This window comes from Primorskyibacter flagellatus (assembly GCF_014638275.1).
In the GTDB taxonomy this organism is placed as follows: Bacteria; Pseudomonadota; Alphaproteobacteria; order Rhodobacterales; family Rhodobacteraceae; genus Pseudooceanicola; species Pseudooceanicola flagellatus_A.
On the sequence record NZ_BMFJ01000001.1, the window covers coordinates 1,559,111 to 1,579,285 of the forward strand.

The following is a 20,175-nucleotide window of genomic DNA, read 5'->3' on the forward strand; positions in this document are numbered from 1 at the left end:
ATGGACGGCTGGCGCGACCTGCCCTTCTTCGCGACCGACTACCCCCGGATCGCCGCCGAACTGGCGCGTTCCGACACCCCGGTCCTGCCGCCCGAGGCACAGCGCTTTGCCGCGCTCGACATGGTCCCGCCCGAGGCCGCGCGCGTCGTCATCCTTGGTCAGGATCCCTATCCGACCCCCGGCCACGCGCACGGGCTGGCCTTTTCCGTCGACCCCGGCGTGACACCCCTGCCCCGATCCTTGTCCAATATCTTCAAGGAGATGGAGACGGACCTCGGGACCCGCCCCGCGACCGGAGACCTGCGGTTCTGGGCGCGGCAGGGCGTGCTGCTGCTGAACACCGCGCTCTCCGTCCCTGCGGGTCAGGCCGGGGGGCATGCGCGGCTCGGCTGGTCCGCCCTGACCCGGCAGGTGCTGGCGCGTCTGTCCGACCGGCCCCGCGCCTTCGTGCTCTGGGGCGGCCATGCGCAGGGGTTCCGGGACCAGATCACCGCGGCGGATCACCTGATCCACGCCTCCGCCCATCCCTCGCCGCTCTCCGCGCGCCGGGGTTTTTTCGGCTCCCGCCCATTTTCAACCGTAAACAACTGGCTTAAGTCACGGGGGGACACCCCGATCAACTGGACAACGCCCGAATGAGTACCGTTCTTGACCGCATAAAGGCCTACAAGCTCGAGGAGATCGCCGCCGACAAGGCCGCGAAGCCCCTTGCGGATGTGGAGTCCGAGGCCCGCAACGCCCCCGCTGTCCGGCCCTTCGGTGCGGCCCTGCACGAGGCGGCGCGCGAAGGCTACGGGCTGATCGCCGAAGTCAAGAAAGCCTCTCCCTCCAAGGGGTTGATCCGCGCGGACTTCGATCCCGCCACGCTCGCCGCGGCCTATGCCACGGGTGGCGCGGCCTGTCTTTCGGTGCTGACCGACACCCCCAGTTTCCAGGGCGCCAAATCCTACCTGAGCGAGGCCCGCGCCGCCTGCGACCTGCCCGTCCTGCGCAAGGATTTCATGTACGATCCCTATCAGGTGGCCGAGGCGCGTGCGCTCGGCGCCGACTGCATCCTGCTGATCCTCGCTTCGCTCGACGACACGCTCGCGGCAGAGCTGGAGGCCTCCGCGACGGACTGGGGCATGGACGTGCTGATCGAGGTCCACGACGAGGCGGAGCTTGAACGCGCGACCCGCCTCTCCTCTCCCCTGGTCGGGATAAACAACCGTAATCTGAAGACCTTCGAGACCACTCTTGACACAACCCGACGGCTGGCGCGGATGACGCCGGCGGACCGGACCATCGTGTCGGAAAGCGGCCTTTCGACCCCGCAGGACCTCGCCGACATGGCGGAATACGGCGCGCGCTGTTTCCTGATCGGCGAAAGCCTCATGCGCCAGCAGGATGTCGCCGCCGCCACCCGCGCGCTGCTTACCAATCCGGCGGGCGGTCTCGGACAGGGGGTCGGGCTGTGAGCCTGACCCATTTCGACAAGGCCGGGCAGGCCCATATGGTCGATGTCTCGGACAAGGCGGATACGGACCGGATCGCCGTCGCCTCCTGCGTTATCAGGATGTTGCCGGACACTCTTCACCTGATCGAAAGCGGGACGGCAAAGAAGGGCGACGTTCTGGGCATCGCGCGCCTGGCGGGGATCATGGGGGCCAAGAAGACCTCCGACCTGATCCCCCTCTGCCACCCCCTGCCGATCACCAAGGTCACGGTCGACCTGACGCCGGACGCCACGCTCCCCGGTGTGCGGATCGAAGCGACGGTGAAGACCACGGGCAAGACCGGAGTGGAGATGGAGGCGCTCACCGCTGCCTCCACCGCCGCGCTGACGGTGTACGATATGTGCAAGGCTGTGGATCGCGGCATGGAGATATCTGACCTGAAAGTCGTTCTGAAAGATGGCGGTAAATCAGGTCGCTACGAGGCGAAGCTGTGATAACCGTCAACGAGGCGCTGGCGCATCTCTTCGCGCTGACCTCTCCGCTTTCGGTTGAAGAAGTGAAACTTTCGGAATCCTCGTTCCGGACCCTCTCCCGCCCGGTCAAGGCCCTGCGCGACCAGCCTCCGTTCTCTGCCTCCGCCATGGACGGCTATGCCGTACGCGAGGACGACGCCCGCCCCGGCGCCACGCTCACCGTCGTCGGAGAGGCCGCCGCCGGCCGCGCCTGGTCCGGCACCGTGTCCGCCGGTCAGGCCGTGCGTATCTTTACCGGCGCGCCTGTCCCCGAAGGTGCCGCCCGCGTCGTGATACAGGAGGACGTCACCCGCAACGCAGACCGCATCACCATCGCGGCGGACTATTCCGACAGCACCAACATCCGCCCCCTCGGCGCCGATTTCCGCATTGGCGATCAGATAGATAGCCCCCGCGTGATCTCTCCGTCCGACGTCGCGCTGATGGCGGCGATGAACATCGCCCGCGTGCCCGTCGCCCGCCGTCCCCGCGTCGCGCTGATCCCTACGGGGGACGAACTGGTCCAGCCCGGTGAGGCCCCCGGCCCCGACCAGATCGTCGCGTCGAATTCCTACGGGCTGCATGCCCTGCTCACCGCCGCCGGGGCGGAGGCGCGGCTGATGCCGATCGCCCGCGACCGGATCGACAGCCTGCAGACCATCCTCTCCCTCGCCTCGGACGCCGACCTGATCCTCACCATCGGCGGGGCCTCCGTGGGGGATCACGATCTCGTCGCGCAGGCCGCCGCCGACCTGGGGATGGAGCGGGCGTTCTACAAAGTCGCGATGCGCCCCGGAAAGCCGCTGATGGCCGGGCGTCTGGGCGATGCCGCGATGATCGGGCTGCCGGGCAACCCGGTCTCTGCCATGGTCTGCGGGCATATCTTCGTGGTGCCGGTGATCCGCCACATGCTTGGCCTTGGCTCGGCCCCCGCCCCCCGCCTGCGCGCGCCTCTGGCACAGGATGTCGAGGCAAACGGCCCCCGCGAACACTACATGCGCGCCCGCCTCACGCCCGAGGGGCTGGTTCCCGACGCCCGTCAGGACTCCGCCCTGCTTTCCGTCCTCGCCGGGTCCGGGGCGCTACTGGTGCGCGCGCCGAACGCTCCGGCCGCCAAAGCCGGAGAGATCGCCGACTACCTCCCCCTCTGACTGCCTCACAGCGCTTTTGACTCTCCCGCCAAGCCGGCTTACCAATCGGTAAGGAGGCGGCCGGGACGGGCCGCGGGAGGACAGACAATGAACCCAGCCCTGCCGCTGAAAGGGGTGCGCGTGGTCGACCTGACGCGCGTCTATTCCGGACCCTACTGCACCTTCATGATGGCCCGCGCCGGGGCAGAGGTCATCAAGATCGAACCGCCCGAGGGCGACAGCGTGCGCAAGCGTGACGGCGCGGGCGGGGCCAACCTGCCCTTCGCGCTGCTCAACGCCAACAAGACGCTGATGACGCTCGACATGAAGGCCCCCGGCGCGGCAGAGGTGCTGGAACGCCTGCTCAATACCGCCGACGTGCTGGTCGAGAACTTCCGCCCCGGCGTGCTGTCCCGCCTCGGCCTCACGCCGGAACGGCTGGCTGCGATCAACCCCCGCCTGATCGTCGCGCGCAATTCGGGTTACGGGCAAAGCGGGCTCTACCGCGATTTCCTGGCCATGGATCTCACCGTGCAGGCCGCCGCCGGCATCATCGACGCGACCGGCTTTGCCGACGGCCCGCCGGTCAAGGCCGGGCCGCAGATCGTGGATTTCCTTGCCGGCACGCACCTTTACGGCGCCATCGTCACCGCGCTGCGCCACCGCGACCTGACCGGAGAGGTGCTGTCCCCCGACATTTCCATGATGGATGCCGCCGTGCCCTCGCTCATGTCCAACATCGCCGCCGCCTGGGCCAACCGCGACGATCCCGGCTTCGTGTCGCGCACCGGCAGCCGCCACGGAGGGATGAGCCTCGCGCCCTACAACATCTACCCCGCTGCCGACGGCTATGTCGCGATCATCGCGGTGACCGAAAAGCACTGGCTCGCCACCGCAAAGGTTCTGGGACGCGAAGACATGCTGACCGATCCGCGGTTCGCCACCCTGCGCCTGCGCTGCGACAACATGGATGCCTTCGACGAGGAGCTCGGCCGCGAAACGGTGAAACACGGGCGCGAGGCGCTGCGCCGGATGCTGTCGGACAACGGCGCGGTCTGCGCGCCGGTGATGACGCTGGCCGAGGTGCTCGCCGATCCGCATCTGCACGACCGGGGCATGCTGCATCCCGTCGACCATCCGACATATGGCCAGATCGTCGTCATGGGCACGCCGCTGCGCTTTGCTGGCAAGGACCCCGCGCCCTACGCACCCTCCCGCGCGCTCGGAGAGGACAATGACCGGATCCTCGCCTCCCTCGGCTTCACCGACACCGAAATCGCCCGCCTTCACGCGGACAGGGTGCTCTGACCCTCCCCTTTCGCCTTGCCCGAAATATCCCGGGGTGAGCCCCGCGAGGGGCGAGGGGCAGCGCCCCTCTCCGTCCCCGCCTCCTGACACCTCCCGCCAGACCCGTTGACACAAAACGTGAACACGTGTAGAACAAAAGTTAACAAAAGCCGCGCGAGGGAGTAGTGCCGTGCTGACCAAGAAACAACTCGACCTGCTGGAGTTCATCCACAAGCGCGTGCAGCGCGACGGGGTGCCGCCCTCCTTCGACGAGATGAAGGAGGCGCTCGACCTCAGGTCGAAGTCCGGCATCCACCGGCTCATCACGGCGCTGGAGGAGCGCGGGTTCATCCGCCGGCTCGCGCATCGCGCCCGCGCCATCGAAATCGTCAAGCTGCCCGACAGTATGGCCTCCGGCATGACAACCGACACCGGCTTCACCCCCCGCGTGATCGAGGGCGGGGCGGTGCCGAAGACACCGCAGCTCAGCCCCTCCATGCCGGTCGAGGCGGTGCATGCGATCGAACTGCCCGTCATGGGCCGCATCGCCGCCGGTGTCCCGATCGAGGCGATCAATCAGGTCTCTCACCATGTCGCCGTGCCGGGGTCCATGCTCTCGGGTCGCGGAGAGCATTTCGCGCTCGAGGTCCGGGGCGACTCCATGATCGACGCCGGTATCAACGACGGCGACGTCGTGGTGATCCGCGAGACGACAACGGCGGACAATGGCGACATCGTCGTGGCACTGGTCGACGAACAGGAGGCGACGCTGAAGCGGTTCTTCAAGCGCTCTGGCCAGATCGAACTGGTGGCAGCCAACCCGGCCTATGAAACCCGCGTTCTGCCCGACAACCGGGTCAAGGTGCAGGGGCGTCTGGTCGGGCTGATCCGCACCTACTAGGGCCCCGCCGCGCGCCACAGCCGGTCGGTCCGCACCCCGGCATCGTTCCACAACCTCCGGCCCGTCAGTGCGCGGGCCGTTGTCACGTCCATCCCCTCCGGTCCGAACCGCAGCGCCACCGCCCCGGTGGTGCGCAGGCGTTTCGGGGCAAAGACCTCGCAGGGCAGCGGCCGGGGCGGGTCGTGCGTCAGGACCAGTACCTCCCCCGGCGCGCAGCCGGCGGCAGCGGCGGCCCGCTTGCCGGTCAGGTGGCGCAGCGGGACGGCCCCTCTGTCGGGCGGGGCGATGGTTCCGTCGGGGCGAGCGGCGGGCCAGAGTGCGGCGGCCTTCTCCTGATCCAGCGCCGATCCGTCGTTCTCGAGCCAGACGCCGGCGACGAACCCGGCCCCGCGCGGGCGGGACAGGGCGCGCCCTTCGGGGCCTAGGATGCCGACGATCTGCCCGGCGTCCTCGATCAGGACCTGCGGCCGCTCCGCCTGCGTCCAGAGCCATGCCGCCGCAAGCACCGGCACCACCCCCGCCACCCGTCCCCGCCCCTGCCAAAGCGCGACCAGAAGCCCGCCCGCCGCGAACAGCGGCAGTACCCATGGCCCCGGCGCGGGCACCTGTCCGACGGCGCCGGGCCAGGCCTCCACCGTGCGGGCGACCAGCAGGATCCAGTCCAGCCCCCAGCCCATGACGATCAGCGCCAGCGGCTCCAGCCCGAGCGGCATGAACAGCAGCGCCACCACCCCGGCGGGCATCACGAACAGCCCCATGAGCGGCACGGCGGCCAGGTTTGCGATCAGCCCGTAGTGGGAGACCATGTTGAAATGCGCCGCCCCGACCGGCGCGGTCGCCAGCCCCGCGACGGTCGAGGTCAGCACAACCGTCAGCGTGCCGGTCACTAGCTTCGGCCAGCCGCGCCCCTGTCCCCGCAGCGCGGCAAAGACCGCGACAAGGGCGGTGGTTGCGGCGAAAGACATCTGGAACCCGGGCGACAACAGCGCCTCGGGTCTCAGGACCAGCACCACCAGCGCGGCGATGGCCAGCGCGCGCAGGGATATCGCCCGCCGGTCGGCCACCAGCGCCAGCAGGGCCACGGCGGCCATGACAAACGCACGCTCCGTCGCGATGGAGCCTCCGGACAGCGCCAGGTAGCCCGCCGCCGCGGTCAGCGCGGCCGGCGCGGCGATGGACCGGACCGGCCAGTTCAGCGCGACATGGGGGATCGCCGCCCCCGCAAGGCGCAGCGCGGCAAAGACGAACCCCGCCACCAGCCCCATGTGCAGCCCGGAAATCGCCAGCAGATGCGCCAGGTTGGTACGGCGCAGGGCCTGCGTGATCTCCTCCGTCAGGGCCGACCTGTCGCCGGTCATCACGGCCGTCGCAAAGGCCCCGGTGTCGCCTGGCAGCACGGCGCGGATCCGGTCGGACAGGGCCATGCGCAGGGTGAAGACCGGGGTCGCGCCGGGGCGGGGCGGCAGCAATTCCAGCAGCGGCGTCCGGGTGTAGCCGATGCCGCCAAGCCGGTGGAACCAGCTGTGGCGCTGGAAGTCGAAGCCGCCCGGCTCCACCGGGCCTCCGGGCGGGGAAAGGTGGGCGGTGGTAATGACGGTCATGCCGGGTGCCGGGTCGATGAAACCCTGCTCTCCGTGCAGGGAAATACGGACCCGCGCCGGGGTCCGGTCCGGGGGCACGTCGTCCAGCCGCACGCGGTCCAGCGTCAGCCGCAGCGCGTCCGAGGCGGAGCGGTCGATGCCGATCACCCGTCCCTCTACCGCGCCGTAGTAGCGCCAGCCCAGCACCGGCGCGGCGGTGGTCTGTGCCCGCGCCGCCGCCAGCACCAGCCCCGCCGCCGCCAGCGCCAGCCCCCAGATCAGAGGGGACACCGCGGGTGGCAGCCGGAACGCCAGCACCGCCAGCAGCAGCGCCAGAAGGGCGACACCCAGCACCACCTGCCCCGCGGGTTCCACCCTCAGCGAGAAGTAGAGCCCGATGCCGCAGGCCAGTGCCACCGGTGCCCAGGGAAACAGATGTCCGCGCTGGCGCAACAGCAGCCCGCCGGGACCGGACTGCCACGCCCCCGGTATCGGGCCCGCCCCCGGTATCGGGCCCGCAAGGGGACCTGCCCCGCCGTCAGCCTGCGCCTCCGCCCGCTGCCGCACTTGTCACCCCCGTTTCCGACAGATAGACACCTCTCAGATTGGGCACGACCCGGTAAACGCCCGGTAAACGAAAGGCTGCTTCTCCCCGTGACATCCGAGGTTGTTACCCGTTTCGCCCCCTCCCCGACCGGCTACTTGCATATCGGCGGCGCGCGGACCGCGCTGTTCAACTGGCTTTATGCGCGCGGGCGCGGCGGGAAATTCCTGCTCAGGATCGAGGATACGGACCGCGAACGCTCCACGCCCGAGGCGACGGCGGCGATCCTTGCGGGGATGGAGTGGCTCGGGCTCGACCATGACGGCGAAGTCGTGTCGCAGTTCGACCGCGCCGACCGGCACCGCGCCGTGGCGCTTGACCTGCTGGAGACGGGCCGCGCCTACAAGTGCTTTGCCACGCAGGACGAAATCCAGGCCTTCCGCGATGCCGCCAAGGCCGAGGGGCGCTCGACCCTCTACCAGTCTCCCTGGCGCGACGCCGATCCGGCCACCCACCCCGACGCGCCTTACGTCGTAAGGCTGAAGGCCCCGCGCGAAGGCGCTACGGTCATCCGCGACGAGGTGCAGGGCGACGTGACCATCCGGAACGACCAGCTCGACGACCTCGTGCTGCTGCGCTCGGACGGGAACCCGGTCTACATGCTCGCCGTTGTGGTGGACGATCACGACATGGGGGTCACGCATGTGATCCGGGGCGACGACCATCTCAACAACGCGGCGCGCCAGATGGCGATCATCGAGGCCATGGGCTGGCCCGTGCCGGTCTATGCCCATATCCCGCTGATCCACGGGCCTGACGGCAAGAAGCTGTCCAAGCGGCACGGCGCGCTCGGGGTCGAGGAATATCGCGACATGGGCTACCCGGCGTCCGGCATGCGCAACTACCTCGCCCGGCTCGGATGGAGCCATGGCGACGACGAGGTCTTTACCGACGCGCAGGCGAAGGACTGGTTCGACCTGACGGGCATCGGCAAGTCCCCCGCGCGGCTCGACTTCAAGAAGCTGGAAAACGTCTGCGGCCAGCATATCGCCATGACCGACGATGCTGCGCTGCTGCATGAGCTGTCTGACTTTCTGAACGCCTCAGGCCAGACCGCCCTGCCGCCCGCCAAGGCCGCGCTGGTCGGACAGGCCATGCCGGTGCTGAAAGAACGCGCCAAAACCTACCCGGAACTGCTTGAAAAGGCGCACTTCTGCCTGACGGACCGGCCGCTGGACATCGAAGACAAGGCGGCAAAGGCCCTGACCGACGAGGCGCGGCAAATGTTAACGGATTTGACGCCGCAGCTGCAAACTGCTACTTGGGAGCGTCACGATCTGGAGGTCCTCTTGAACAGCTTTGCCGAGCAGCGGGGACTGAAGTTCGGGCAGATGGCCGGCCCTCTCAGGGCCGCCCTGGCCGGACGGGCCGCGACGCCCAGTGTTTTCGACATGATGCTTGTTCTGGGACGCGAGGAAACCATCCTCCGGCTCGATGACGCGGGGGTGGCGGCGTAACGTTCTCGTCACACCTCATGAATAAGAAGGGGCGCGCGGCTGCGGTCACGCGCGGGAATAGAAAGGGAAGAGTATGTCAGATACGAACAAAACGGCAACGCTGACCATCGACGGCAAGAGCTACGACCTGCCGATCCTGTCGCCAAGCGCGGGCCCCGACGTGATCGACATCCGCAAGCTGTACGGCCAGGCGGATGTGTTCACCTACGACCCCGGTTTCACCTCCACCGCCTCCTGCGACAGCTCCATCACCTATATCGACGGTGAGGAAGGCGTGCTGCTGCACCGCGGTTACCCGATCGACCAGCTGGCCGGCAAATCGCATTTCCTCGAGGTCTGCTACCTGCTGCTCTACGGCGAACTGCCCTCTTCCGCCCAGCTCGAGGATTTCGAGAAGCGCGTTACCATGCACACCATGGTGCACGAACAGATGCACCGCTTCTTCACCGGCTTCCGCCGCGACGCGCATCCGATGGCGGTCATGGTCGGCGTGGTCGGCGCGATGTCGGCCTTCTACCACGACAGCACCGACATCCACGATCCCTGGCAGCGCGAGGTCGCCTCGATCCGCCTGATCGCCAAGATGCCGACCATCGCGGCCATGGCCTACAAGTACAACATCGGCCAGCCCTTCGTGTACCCGCGCAACGACCTCGACTACGCGTCGAACTTCCTGCGCATGTGCTTCTCCGTCCCGGCCGAGGAATATGTGCCCGACCCGATCCTGTCCCGCGCGATGGACCGGATCTTCACGCTGCATGCGGATCACGAACAGAACGCGTCGACGTCGACCGTGCGTCTGGCGTCGTCTTCCGGCGCGAACCCCTTTGCCTGCATCGCCGCCGGCATCGCCTGCCTCTGGGGCCCGGCACATGGCGGCGCGAACCAGGCGGCGCTGGAATGCCTCAAGGAAATCGGCTCCGTCGACCGCATCCCGGAATTCATCGCCAAGGCGAAGGACCCGGACGACAACTTCCGTCTCATGGGCTTCGGCCACCGGGTCTACAAGAACTTCGACCCGCGCGCGAAGGTGATGAAGCAGTCCGCGGACGAGGTTCTCGACCTGCTCGGCGTGGAAAACAACCCGATCCTCGCGGTCGCCAAGGAACTGGAAAAGCAGGCGCTGGAGGACGAGTACTTCATCAAGCGCAAGCTGTTCCCGAACGTCGACTTCTACTCCGGCATCATTCTTGAGGCCATGGGCTTCCCGACCTCCATGTTCACCCCGATCTTCGCGCTCTCGCGCACCGTCGGCTGGATTTCCCAGTGGAAGGAAATGATTGAGGATCCGAGCATGAAGATCGGCCGCCCGCGTCAGCTTTACACCGGCGCGACGCTGCGGGACTACGTGGACGTGGAAAAGCGCTGATTTTCCGGTATGTTAAGATGAACCGCCGGTCCGAAAAGGCCGGCGGTTTTCGTATGCATGAAGGTCGGAGATCCCGGGTCGAGCCCGGGTATGACGCCCCTCAACAGAACCGCCCCCGGACACACGCGTCCCCTCCCCTGACAGTGGGAGGGCCAGGGAGGGGGTAACATCATCGCCCACCCATCCCGCCGATAATCAGATGCGCCACTCCCTCTCCCCCCGGGGGAGAGGGCCGGGGTGAGGGGAAACCGCCCTCACCGCCCCTCGAACTTCGCCGCCCGCTTCTCGACAAACGCCAGCACGCCCTCCTTGAAGTCGCGCGACTGGCCGCAGGCACCCTGTGCCTTGCCCTCGAGATCCAGCTGCTGCTGAAGGTCGTTGTGCCAGGAGGCGCGGACCGCCTCCTTGATCTTGCCGAAGGCCACCGTCGGCCCCTTGGCGAGATAGGCGGCGCGGGCCTTCCAGCGGGTCTCGAACTCCGCATCCGGCACGGCTTCCCAGATCATGCCCCAGGCGTCTGCATCCTTCGCGCTGATCTTCTCGGCGAAGAGCGCGGCGCCCATGGCCTTCGGCCCGCCGACCGAGCGCGGCAGGGTGTAGGTCCCGGCAGCATCAGGCAGCAGGCCGATGCGGGAAAAGGCCTGGAGGAAATAGGCGCTCTCCGTCGCGATCACGACGTCACAGGCGAGCGCGATATTAGCCCCCGCCCCGGCGGCGGGGCCGTTCACGGCGGCGATCACCGGCACCGGGCTGTCCACGATCGCACGCACCAGCGGCTGATATTCGTCGCGCAGGGTCCGTTCGAGATCGGGGTTGGCGATGTCTCCGCTGTCGCTCAGGTCCTGGCCGGAGCAGAAGGCGGCGCCGCTGCCGGTCAGCACGATCACCCGCGCCTCTCGGCCCGCGTTGCGCACGGCGTCGGTCAGTTCCGCCCGCATCAGCCCGTTCAGGGCGTTGTACTTGTCGGGGCGGTTCAGGCAGATGACGGCGGTGTCGTCGGCGATGTCGAGCGTGATGGTCTGGTAGGTCATGGGGGGCTCCCTTTTCGTCGCGCGTCACTCCATCCGCGATGCGGAGGGGACGCAAGGGAAACCATGCGTCACCGGTCGAGAATCTGCCGCAGCCGTTCTTCTTCCTCCGCGCTCAGCCCGGCCTCCGTCGCGCGGGTGCGGCGGCGGATGAAAACCGCGCCAATGCCCAGCCCCGCGACCAGCATCGCCGGACCGGCCGCCCAGAGCAGCCAGTTCGACCCGCCCGTGCGCGGGGTCAGCAGCACGTATTCGCCGTAGCGGTCGGTGATGAAGTCCAGAACCTCTTCATCCGTATCGCCCGCCACCAGCCGTTCGCGCACCAGCAGGCGCAGGTCGCGGGCGAGGTCTGCGTTTGAGTCGTCGATGTTCTCGTTCCGGCAGACCAGACAGCGCAGGCCCTTGGACAGGTCGCGGGCCCGTTGTTCCAGCGCAGGGTCTGGGAGGATCTCGTCCGGCTGCACGGCATGGGCGGAGGTGGCGACGAGCAGCGCCAGCACCGCGGGATGGGCGGCTCCCGCGATAGTCCGAAGCCCCTGCCGCAGACCCCCGGTCATTCCGCCGCCACCGCGTCCGGCACCTTCCGCGCCCCGGCAGCAACGCGATAGCGCCGGTCGGACAGGCTCAGCGCGCCGCCGATCGCCATGAGGATCGCGCCGCCCCAGATCCAGTTGGCCAGCGGTTTGACATAGCTGCGCACGGCCCAGCCCCCGCCCTCCTGCGGGTCGCCGATGACGACGTAGATGTCGCGCAGGATGCCGTTGTCGATCGCGGCCTCGGTCGTGGGCATGCGGGCGACGGGGTAGAAACGCTTTTCCGGATAGAGCGTCGCGATGGTGCGGGTACCGCGCGACAGGGCAAAGCTGCCGGTGGTGGAGATGTAGTTGGGGCCCTGCACCCGCTCCACCCCGTCGAGGCTGAGCGTGTAGCCCGCCAGCGTGACGCTGTCGCCCTCCTGCATGACGCGGATGTCCTCGCTCTGCCAGGCGAGCATGCCCGCGATGCCGATGATCGTCACGCCAAGCCCCGCATGCGCCGTGGCCCGGCCATAGTCGGACCGCTGCAGACGCAGCAGCCGCGCCGCCCCGCTTGTCCCCGTGCGTGCCCAGAGATCCGCCGCCGCCCCGGCCACCAGCCACGTGCCGAGCATCAGCCCCACGGGCGCAAGGGCGGACCGGCCGGTCTGGATCGCGAAGGTCAGCGCCAGCACCGCCAGCGCCAGCACGCACGCCGGGATCAGCAGGCGGACGGGACGGGCCAGTTTCGCGCGCTTCCAGGGGAGCAGCGCGCCAAGCGGCAGGACGAGACCGAGCAGGACGAAGAACGGCGTGAAGGCCATGTCGAAAAAGGGCGCGCCGACCGAGAGCTTGCGGTCGAACAGCAGTTCGCTGACCAGCGGCCAGATCGTTCCGATGAAGACCACAAACGCCGCGACCGCCAGCAGGATGTTGTTCAGCACCAGCATGGATTCCCGGCTGAGGAGGGAGAAGACCCCGCGCGAGGACAGCGCCTCGGCCCGCGCGGCGAAAAGGGTGAGCGCGCCGCCCATGAACAGCGCGGTGATGGCCAGCAGGAAGACCCCGCGCTCCGGATCCGTGGCGAAGGCGTGCACGGAGGTGATGATGCCCGAGCGGGTGATGAAGGCCCCGATCAGCGAAAAGCCGAAGGCGGTGATGGCCAGAAGCACCGTCCAGGCCTTCAGGCTTTCGCGCTTCTCCACGACCACGGCGGAATGCAGCAGCGCGGCGGCGATCAGCCAGGGCATGAACGACGCGTTTTCGACCGGGTCCCAGAACCAGAACCCGCCCCAGCCCAGTTCGTAATAGGCCCACCACGAGCCGAGCGCGATGCCGATGGTCAGGAAGACCCAGGCCGCCAGCGTCCAGGGGCGGACCCAACGGCCCCATGCGGCGTCCACGCGGCCTTCGATCAGGGCGGCGACGGCGAAGGAGAAGGCCATGGAGAGGCCGACGTAGCCCAGATAGAGGAACGGTGGATGGAAGGCGAGGCCGGGGTCCTGGAGCAGCGGGTTGAGGTCGCCCCCGTCCAGCGGCGGCACGGCGAGGCGCAGGAACGGGTTGGAGGTGAAGAGCAGGAAAGCCAGGAAGGCCAGCCCGATGGAGCCCTGCACCGCGATCACCCGGGCCCTGAGCGTCGGCGGCAGGGCCTGGCCGAACCACGCGGCGGAGGCGCCGAACAGGGCGAGGATCAGGATCCAGAGGAGCATGGAGCCTTCGTGGTTCCCCCAGACTCCGGTGACCTTGTAGAGCATCGGTTTGAGCGAATGGGAGTTCTCCGTCACCAGTTTCAGCGAGAAATCCGAGGTGACGAAGCCGTGGGTCAGCGCGGCGAAGGCGAAGCCGACGAGCAGGAGCTGGGCATTCGCGGCCGGCTCCGCCACGGCCATCCATCCCGGCCAGCGGTTGTGCGCGCCGATCAGCGGCACGACGGTCTGGACGAGCGCCACGGCGAGCGCGAGGACAAGGGCAAAGTGGCCAAGTTCGTTCAACATGATCGGGTTATACTCCGGGCTTCGGGGTTGGGCCAACGGGATTGCGGGGTCGAAGGGGTTCACGTTGTCGCGGGGCGTGGGACGCCCCCCTCCCTGGCCCTCCCCCGGCCCGGGGGGAGGGGAACGCGTGTGGATGCGGGCGGGACAGGTTCCCTCCACCTGAAAGGGGGAGGGTCAGGGAGGGGGTCACGCCGCGCGCGCCGCCCGCCAGTCGTCCAGCGCCGCGTTGCGTTCGCCATTCTGGGTGTCGGGAGTGTCGTCTGTTTCCAGCGACCTCAGCGCACGGGTGTTTTCCACCACCGTCGGCACGCGGGCGAGGGTCTGCGCGATCTCGCGCTGGAACTCCTGACCCTTCAGCTGGTGGCGCGCGCCGAAGTAGAAGCTGACCACCGCGCCCATGAGCCACCAGAGCGCCTCGGGCACCAGAGCGAGGCCCTGCATGCGTTCGGCAAACCAGACCGGGCTTGTCATGGCGGAGATGAACAGACCGATCGTTCCGAACGCCAGGAGCGGGCGCGGGAGACGGTTCAGCCCGTCCATCAGGCTGTCGAACCAGCTGCGGGGTGTGCGGAATTCGGCCCCGTGCTGGAGCAGCGCGGCGGAGAGCCGGTCGAGGTCGCGGCCGCCTGCGGATTCGGCGTTTTCACGAAAGACCTCAACGGTTTCGCGCAGCGCGTTGCGATTGCCGCCGAAGAGGGTGTTCAGAAGTCCGGTCATCAGTCCCATGCGGCAGTCCTCTGACGGAATTGTTGTTCTGTGAGGTGGTACCGGGGGGAGAGGAAGGATTCCGCCCGGGTGATCCAACCGCCCTTTCCGCCTGCGCGGGAGCGGGCGTATTTGCGCGACGCCGGGCGGCGGTCGGCCAGCGCGAAATAGTAGTTGCGCCGCGCGATGCCGTAGGCGTCGGCGAGGTGGTCGGGCGCGGCCTGTGCGGCGGCATGGGCCGCGGCGATGGTGCGGGGGCCGATCAGGCCGTCCACCGTCACCTCCTGCCCCATGGAGCGGAGCAGGCGCTGAAGGATCTTGATCGCGTTGGAGCCAGCGTTGACCTGCATGTCAAAGACGGTTTCCCACAGGATGTCAGGCAGTTCCGCTATGCGCGGGGCGTGGAAGTAGCGGTCGATGAAGATGTCGACCGCCTTGTCCCGGCTGAGCGCGCGGACATCGCGGGAGGTCACCTGCCCGTCGCCGTCGAGGTCGAGTCCAAGCTGGCGCATGGTGCCGATGGTGACACCGAAATTGGTCGCCCCGCCGGGATCGTCGGGGTCGTTCACGTAGCCGCCTTCGCGGGTGACGATGGTCTCTGCCATCTGCCGGATCGTCTGCATCGAGTCCTCGCGTTTCTTGTTGTGCGGGAAGGATGCGCGGGGGTGGTTAAGGATTTGTTAGGGGTGCGTACGGTGGGATTGGACGGGTATGACGGAGGGCCGCGCATGTCCGCGGAGGGGCGCAGATACGGCTGTGGTCGCCGCTTTATTTCGTCGTGGTAGCCGTCGGGCCGATCGTCGCGCAAATGGAGACGAAGCGCCCGTCCGGGGGGCGGACGCGCGCTGCCCGGACCGCTCCGCGGTCGTATCGGGCCAGGCGCGCATCGTCGACTGGAGTTTGTTGCAGGGAGGTCGGCTGAAGCCTACCCTACCCCTCGGGCTTCCACTCGCCCTGTTCCTTGAGCGCGTCCACGACCTCTTTCGGCATGTAGCTCTCATCGTGTTTGGCAAGGATTTCAGAGGCTTCGAAGATGCCGTCCACGAGCCGGCCGGTGCCGATCATGCCCTGGTTCTCCGCGAACAGGTCGGGGAGGATGCCGGTGAAGACAACCGGCACCTCGGCATTGTTGTCGGTGACGGAAAAGCGCACGGATTCCCCCTGCCCGCGTTCGAGCGAGCCGGCGACGACGAGCCCGCCGAGGCGGAAGACCTCGGTCGGAGGCGGCGGGGCCTCGGTCACCTGGGTGGGCGACCGGAAGAAATTGATGCCGTCGCGCATGGCATAGCCGATCAGGCCGGTGGCGAGGGCCAGGGCGACGAAGGCCAGGACGATGACCTGGATGCGGCGCTTTTTCTTCAGCCCCCGCATCGGCTTATGGGAAGAGGGGCGCGAGCATCAGCCCCTCGGTCTCGGGCAGGCCGAGCATGAGGTTGGCGTTCTGCACCGCCTGGCCGGACGAGCCCTTGCAGAGGTTGTCGAGCACGGTGACCACGATGGCGCGGCCCTCGATCCGGTCTCCGGTGACGCCGATATGCACGAAGTTCGACCCCCGCACGTCATGGGTGGAGGGCGTCTGGCCGAAGGGCAGCACCTGCACGAAGGGTTCGTCCGCGTAGGCCTTTTCCAGCGTCGCGTGGATCGTCCTGGCGTCGCCCGAGACATAGCCGGTGGAGAGGATGCCCCGGTTCACCGGCAGCAGGTGCGGGGTGAACTGGATGCGGACCTCGCGCCCTGCGAGCAGGGAGAATTCCTGATCGAATTCACCGAGGTGCCGGTGCGTGCCGCCGACGGAATAGGCGTTGTACCCCTCGGAGAGTTCGGCGTGCAGGAGGTTCTCCTTCAGCGACCGGCCTGCCCCGGAGACCGCGCATTTCATGTCGAGGATGATGTCGTCGAGCCCGATCACCCCGGCGGAGATCAGCGGGCGCAGGGTGAACTGGCCGGTGGCCGCGTTGCATCCGGTGCCTGCGACGAGACGGGCGCTGGCGATCTGGTCGCGGTAGAATTCGGTCAGGCCATAGACGGCCTCCTCCTGCATCTCGAGCGCGGCGTGGTCGTTGCCGTACCATGTCTTGTAGGCGGCGGCGTCGCGCAGTCGGAAGTCGGCGGAGAGGTCGACGATCTTCAGCGTTTTCGGAAGCTGGGAGATGACCTCCTGGCTGGTCTTGTGCGGAAGGGCGCAGAAGCAGAGATCGATGGCGGAAAAGTCGATCTGTTCCCAGGTTACCAGTTCCGGCAGGTCGAGGTGGCGCAGGAAGGGGAAGACGGCGGACATTTTCTGCCCGGCCTTGGAATTGGCGGCCAGCGCGGCGATGCGCATGCCGGGGTGCGTCGCGATCAGGCGGATCAGTTCGGCCCCGGTGTAGCCCGATGCCCCGATGATGGCGATGTTCTTCATGGCGTTCCCCTGCCGTGGCGGGGGCATCACGCCCCCGGAGTCCGGCGGAGAGTTAGCGCAAAGCCGCGCCCGCGTCTAACCCGATTGCCGGTGCTGACGGAATTGTGGCTTTCCCGTCGTATCCGGGCCGGGCCCGGTCAGGCCGGTTCAGGCCCGGCGGCGGGCGGCGAAGCCAAGCGCGCCGAGCGCCGAGAGGCCGAGCAGCAGGCCCGCGGGCAGCGGCACGGCGGGGGTTTCCACGGGGAAGCCGGTGCCGGTGATGTTGTAGGTGATGTTGGTGCCGCTGTAGAACATCAGGCCGAGGTAGAGGTCGCCCGCGAAGCTGTCGCCCAGGGAGAGGGTGAGCGTCGTGGTCGGGTTGCCGGGATGCAGGGAGATCGACCCGCCGTAAGTGCCCCATTCGCCCATGAAGGGCTGGTCGCGCCAGATCAGGTTGGCGGTCCGCCCGTCGGTCGTGCCGTCGGGGATGTAGCCGAAATCGATGGTGACGGTCTGCGCGCCGGTGGCGAGACCGGAGAAGTGCAGGAAATCGAAGTGGTTCGCCCTGCCGGTGCCGGAGACCGCGCTGACGTCATCGCCGAAGACGGTCGGGGCGTTGTAGATTTTGGAATATTCGCCGTGCTCCGGCTCGGACACCGTGATCGCCTGCGCCGGGCTTGCGGCAAGGGCGGCGAGAGAGACGAGGGCGGCGGAAACAGTCGTTTTCATTTCGGAAACAATCTCTTGTCGGTGGCGGGACGCGATACGGCGCGGGCGCTGTGCATATGCGCTCGCCCGGCTTCTCCGCCAAGGGGTATACAGGTGATCTGACGCCGCGTTACGTTGACGTTAACGTAAGGTTAGCCGTTCAGGCGGCGGTGAAGGTGATCTTGCGGCGCAGGAAGCGTGTGGCGCTGTCGGAGACGCGGGTCGGGTTGCCGGACGTGAGGAACAGCGACTCCCTGCCCTTGCCGATGAACTCGGGCCGGCGGGAGAGGTAGTCGGCGAGGCTGTCGGCGACCAGCCGGGCCTGGGAGTAGACGTTGACCTCTGGTCCAAGCGCGTCCTGAAAGGTTTCGGCCAGCAGCGGGTAATGGGTGCAGCCGAGGATCGCGGCCTCCGGGTGCGGCATCTTGCGTTTCAGCGCGTCGACGTGGGAGCGGACGAGCGCCTCCGCCAGGATCATGTCGCCCTCCTCGATCGCGTCGACGACGCCGCCGCAGGCCTGCGCCTCCACGTCCACGCCGATGGCGCGGAAGGCCAGTTCGCGCTGGAAGGCGCGGGAGGCAACGGTGGCGGGGGTGGCGAACAGCGCGACATGCTTGACCGCAACCTCACGCGGCGGGGAGTTGTCGCCCCACTGGCGTTCGGTCAGCGCCTCGATCAGCGGGACCATGACGCCGAGCACGCGTTTGCCCTCGGGCACCCAGTTCTCCTGCATCCGGCGCAGGGCGGCGGCGGCGGCGGTGTTACAGGCGAGCACGACGAGGTCGCAGCCATGATCGAACATCCTGCCGACGGCGGTGCAGGTCAGGTCGTAGATGTCGTCGGCGGTGCGCACGCCATAGGGGGCGTGGCCGTTGTCGCCATAATAGACGAAGGGCACCTCGGGCAGGCGTTTTTCCACTGCGTCAAGCACGGTCAGGCCGCCGAGGCCGGAATCGAAGATGCCTACTGCCATTGTCCTGCCTTCGGATCCGGGGCCTCAGTACACGCGGCGGGGTTCTTCGCCGGTGCGGTGCTTATCCTCGAATTCGAAACCGTATTCAAAGGATTTGAGAGGTTCGGGCGAAAGCTCGTAGGTGCGGTGACGCAGGAAGTCCATCAGGGCGCGGGTGTCCTTGGCGAGCGGCGCGATGACCTCGCGCGGGATCGGGTCGCCGATGACGACCTCAACGGGCGTGCCGACGCGGGATTTGAATTCCTTGATGAGCAGGCCCATGCGGAGGGTCGAGTGCAGGTGCGAGGCCAGCTGGAACAGGCGGGAGGTGTGGCCGGCGAAGAACATCGGCACGACCGTCGCCTCGGACTTGGCGATCATGCGGGCGGTGAAGCCGCGCCAGCCCGGATCCATCGGCCGGGAAAAGGGTTTCAGGCCTGTGGAGACCGTGCCGCCGGGGAAGACGCCGATCGCGCCACCGTCCGCGAGATAGCGGAGCGATTCCTTGCGGGTTTCGATGTTCTGCTGCACCGCCTCCTTGGTTTCGTCGAAGGAGATGGGGAGGATGATGCGATTGATGTCCTCCGCCTTGCGGAAGACGCGATGCGCGAGGATGCGGAAATCGCCGCGCCGCTGGTGCAGGACGTGGCCCATCATCAGCCCGTCGAGAATGCCGTAGGGGTGGTTGGAGATCAAGATGAGCGGGCCGGTTGCGGGGATGTTTTCCATGCTGCCGCCGGTGACCGACAGGCTGAGGCCGTAGCGTTCGACCATGACGGACCAGAAATCGCGGCCCGAGGCGATTTCGCGGTCATACCCGTCGGCGCGCCGGATGAGGCCGGGGCGGCCGGTGACGTTTTCCATCACGCGGATCAGCGCGCGGCCGCCCTTGGTCGCGGCGGAATGGGCGTAAGAGATGTCGCGGGCGATCTGCCGGTTGGTCGGGGACTGCGGGGTCTGGGCTGTCATCGGCGGGGCCTTTGCAGGGTTTCGATGAATATAGCGCCTGCGGGGGAGCGGTTCCAGATGGTCGGGGGCGAGCCACCCTCCCCGGCCCTCTCCCCCTCCCCGGCCCTCTCCCCCTCCCCGGCCCTCTCCCCCTCCCCGGCCCTCTCCCCCTCCCCGGCCCTCCCCCTGTCAGGGGGAGGGGGTTGCGTGGCACGGGGATGGCCTGGCGGGGATTCCCTCCCCCTGCGAGGGGGAGGGTCAGGGAGGGGGTATTGGCGCTTCCGCTCAGGACCGGCGGGACAGCTTGTGCCTGGCCTGCTGACCGTTGCCGGACCATGTATAGCTGACCGATCCGTCCTTGTTCGGCGTGATCCAGACTGTCGCGCCTTCCTTGTGGCGGATGCCGACGTGATCGGGCTTTACCTCTGCGGCGTCTATGGGCTGGGCGGTGCCGTTGGAATGCCAGCTCACCACCTTGCCCTTGGCGATGGTGATGACGGTTTCGCGCTTGTTCTTCGGGTTGGTGCCGGCCCAGACACCGTTCCAGTTGAAATCGGCGGCGGAGGCGGCGGAGAGGGAAATCAGGGGAAACAGGGCAATCGAGACCAACAGGGTTCTGCGCAGGACTGATGCGGCCATGAATGAGCTCCGGGAAAAGGGGCCGGG

Annotated in this window: 20 protein-coding genes; 8 read left to right on the forward strand and 12 right to left on the reverse strand. The window is 67.9% G+C overall.

The window, feature by feature from the left end; genetic code table 11:
* From IEV87_RS07675 to lexA, 6 genes are all read left to right on the forward strand, one after another.
* Window positions 1-639: a uracil-DNA glycosylase gene (locus tag IEV87_RS07675; protein WP_188477061.1), complete on the forward strand. Its 639-nt coding sequence runs from the start codon at window positions 1-3 to the stop codon at window positions 637-639.
* On the forward strand, window positions 636-1,457 hold the full coding sequence (gene trpC, locus IEV87_RS07680; RefSeq protein ID WP_188477062.1) for an indole-3-glycerol phosphate synthase TrpC: 822 nt from the start codon (window positions 636-638) through the stop codon (window positions 1,455-1,457). Before IEV87_RS07675 ends, trpC begins: the two co-directional genes overlap by 4 nt.
* A complete protein-coding gene (moaC, locus tag IEV87_RS07685) occupies window positions 1,454-1,930 on the forward strand; it encodes a cyclic pyranopterin monophosphate synthase MoaC (RefSeq protein WP_188477063.1) in 477 nt (158 codons plus the stop codon). The genes trpC and moaC overlap by 4 nt, the downstream gene beginning before the upstream one ends.
* Complete coding sequence (locus IEV87_RS07690; protein WP_188477064.1) at window positions 1,927-3,099, forward strand: molybdopterin molybdotransferase MoeA; 1,173 nt, start codon at window positions 1,927-1,929, stop codon at window positions 3,097-3,099. Before moaC ends, IEV87_RS07690 begins: the two co-directional genes overlap by 4 nt.
* 87 nt (window positions 3,100-3,186) lie before the next feature.
* Window positions 3,187-4,386, forward strand: coding sequence for a CaiB/BaiF CoA transferase family protein (locus IEV87_RS07695; protein WP_188477065.1), 1,200 nt, complete (start codon window positions 3,187-3,189; stop codon window positions 4,384-4,386).
* Between the two features lie 169 nt (window positions 4,387-4,555).
* Window positions 4,556-5,266 (forward strand): transcriptional repressor LexA, encoded by a 711-nt coding sequence (gene lexA / locus IEV87_RS07700; protein WP_188477066.1) that lies wholly within the window; start codon window positions 4,556-4,558, stop codon window positions 5,264-5,266.
* Here the strand turns inward: lexA and IEV87_RS07705 are convergent.
* Window positions 5,263-7,413, reverse strand: coding sequence for a ComEC/Rec2 family competence protein (locus tag IEV87_RS07705; RefSeq protein WP_308419887.1), 2,151 nt, complete (start codon window positions 7,411-7,413; stop codon window positions 5,263-5,265). The genes lexA and IEV87_RS07705 overlap by 4 nt on opposite strands.
* Window positions 7,414-7,500: 87 nt before the next feature.
* Here IEV87_RS07705 and gltX point away from each other — a divergent pair, with 87 nt between their 5' ends.
* Together gltX and gltA are read left to right on the forward strand one after the other, a co-directional pair.
* Window positions 7,501-8,907: a glutamate--tRNA ligase gene (gene gltX, locus IEV87_RS07710; protein ID WP_188477067.1), complete on the forward strand. Its 1,407-nt coding sequence runs from the start codon at window positions 7,501-7,503 to the stop codon at window positions 8,905-8,907.
* A gap of 73 nt (window positions 8,908-8,980) precedes the next feature.
* Window positions 8,981-10,276, forward strand: coding sequence for a citrate synthase (gene gltA / locus IEV87_RS07715; RefSeq protein ID WP_188477068.1), 1,296 nt, complete (start codon window positions 8,981-8,983; stop codon window positions 10,274-10,276).
* Between the two features lie 254 nt (window positions 10,277-10,530).
* Here the strand turns inward: gltA and IEV87_RS07720 are convergent, their stop codons facing one another.
* The 11 genes from IEV87_RS07720 to IEV87_RS07770 all read right to left on the reverse strand — a co-directional run bounded on the left by IEV87_RS07720 (window position 10,531) and on the right by IEV87_RS07770 (window position 20,148).
* Window positions 10,531-11,307 carry an enoyl-CoA hydratase-related protein gene (locus IEV87_RS07720; RefSeq protein ID WP_188477069.1) on the reverse strand — a complete coding sequence of 259 codons (777 nt, stop codon included), beginning with the start codon at window positions 11,305-11,307 and terminating at the stop codon, window positions 10,531-10,533.
* Window positions 11,308-11,375: 68 nt separating this feature from the next.
* A complete protein-coding gene (locus IEV87_RS07725) occupies window positions 11,376-11,861 on the reverse strand; it encodes a cytochrome c-type biogenesis protein (protein WP_188477070.1) in 486 nt (161 codons plus the stop codon).
* Window positions 11,858-13,816 (reverse strand): heme lyase CcmF/NrfE family subunit, encoded by a 1,959-nt coding sequence (locus IEV87_RS07730; protein WP_188477071.1) that lies wholly within the window; start codon window positions 13,814-13,816, stop codon window positions 11,858-11,860. Before IEV87_RS07730 ends, IEV87_RS07725 begins: the two co-directional genes overlap by 4 nt.
* A 186-nt stretch (window positions 13,817-14,002) precedes the next feature.
* A complete protein-coding gene (locus IEV87_RS07735) occupies window positions 14,003-14,542 on the reverse strand; it encodes a holin family protein (protein ID WP_188477072.1) in 540 nt (179 codons plus the stop codon).
* Entirely contained in the window at window positions 14,533-15,144 is a 612-nt protein-coding gene (locus IEV87_RS07740) for a holin-associated N-acetylmuramidase (protein ID WP_188477073.1), read from the reverse strand. Before IEV87_RS07740 ends, IEV87_RS07735 begins: the two co-directional genes overlap by 10 nt.
* A 307-nt stretch (window positions 15,145-15,451) precedes the next feature.
* Entirely contained in the window at window positions 15,452-15,892 is a 441-nt protein-coding gene (ccmE, locus tag IEV87_RS07745; RefSeq protein ID WP_188477074.1) for a cytochrome c maturation protein CcmE, read from the reverse strand.
* A 4-nt stretch (window positions 15,893-15,896) separates the two neighbouring features.
* A complete protein-coding gene (gene argC / locus IEV87_RS07750) occupies window positions 15,897-16,922 on the reverse strand; it encodes an N-acetyl-gamma-glutamyl-phosphate reductase (protein ID WP_188477075.1) in 1,026 nt (341 codons plus the stop codon).
* A 147-nt stretch (window positions 16,923-17,069) separates the two neighbouring features.
* Window positions 17,070-17,630 (reverse strand): hypothetical protein, encoded by a 561-nt coding sequence (locus IEV87_RS07755; RefSeq protein ID WP_188477076.1) that lies wholly within the window; start codon window positions 17,628-17,630, stop codon window positions 17,070-17,072.
* A gap of 139 nt (window positions 17,631-17,769) precedes the next feature.
* Entirely contained in the window at window positions 17,770-18,582 is an 813-nt protein-coding gene (locus IEV87_RS07760; protein WP_188477077.1) for a glutamate racemase, read from the reverse strand.
* A gap of 24 nt (window positions 18,583-18,606) precedes the next feature.
* Window positions 18,607-19,530 (reverse strand): lysophospholipid acyltransferase family protein, encoded by a 924-nt coding sequence (locus tag IEV87_RS07765; protein WP_188477078.1) that lies wholly within the window; start codon window positions 19,528-19,530, stop codon window positions 18,607-18,609.
* A 264-nt stretch (window positions 19,531-19,794) separates the two neighbouring features.
* The gene (locus IEV87_RS07770) at window positions 19,795-20,148 is read right to left on the reverse strand and encodes a hypothetical protein (RefSeq protein ID WP_188477079.1); all 354 of its coding nucleotides are present in this window, start codon (window positions 20,146-20,148) and stop codon (window positions 19,795-19,797) included.
* Window positions 20,149-20,175: the final 27 nt, after the last annotated feature.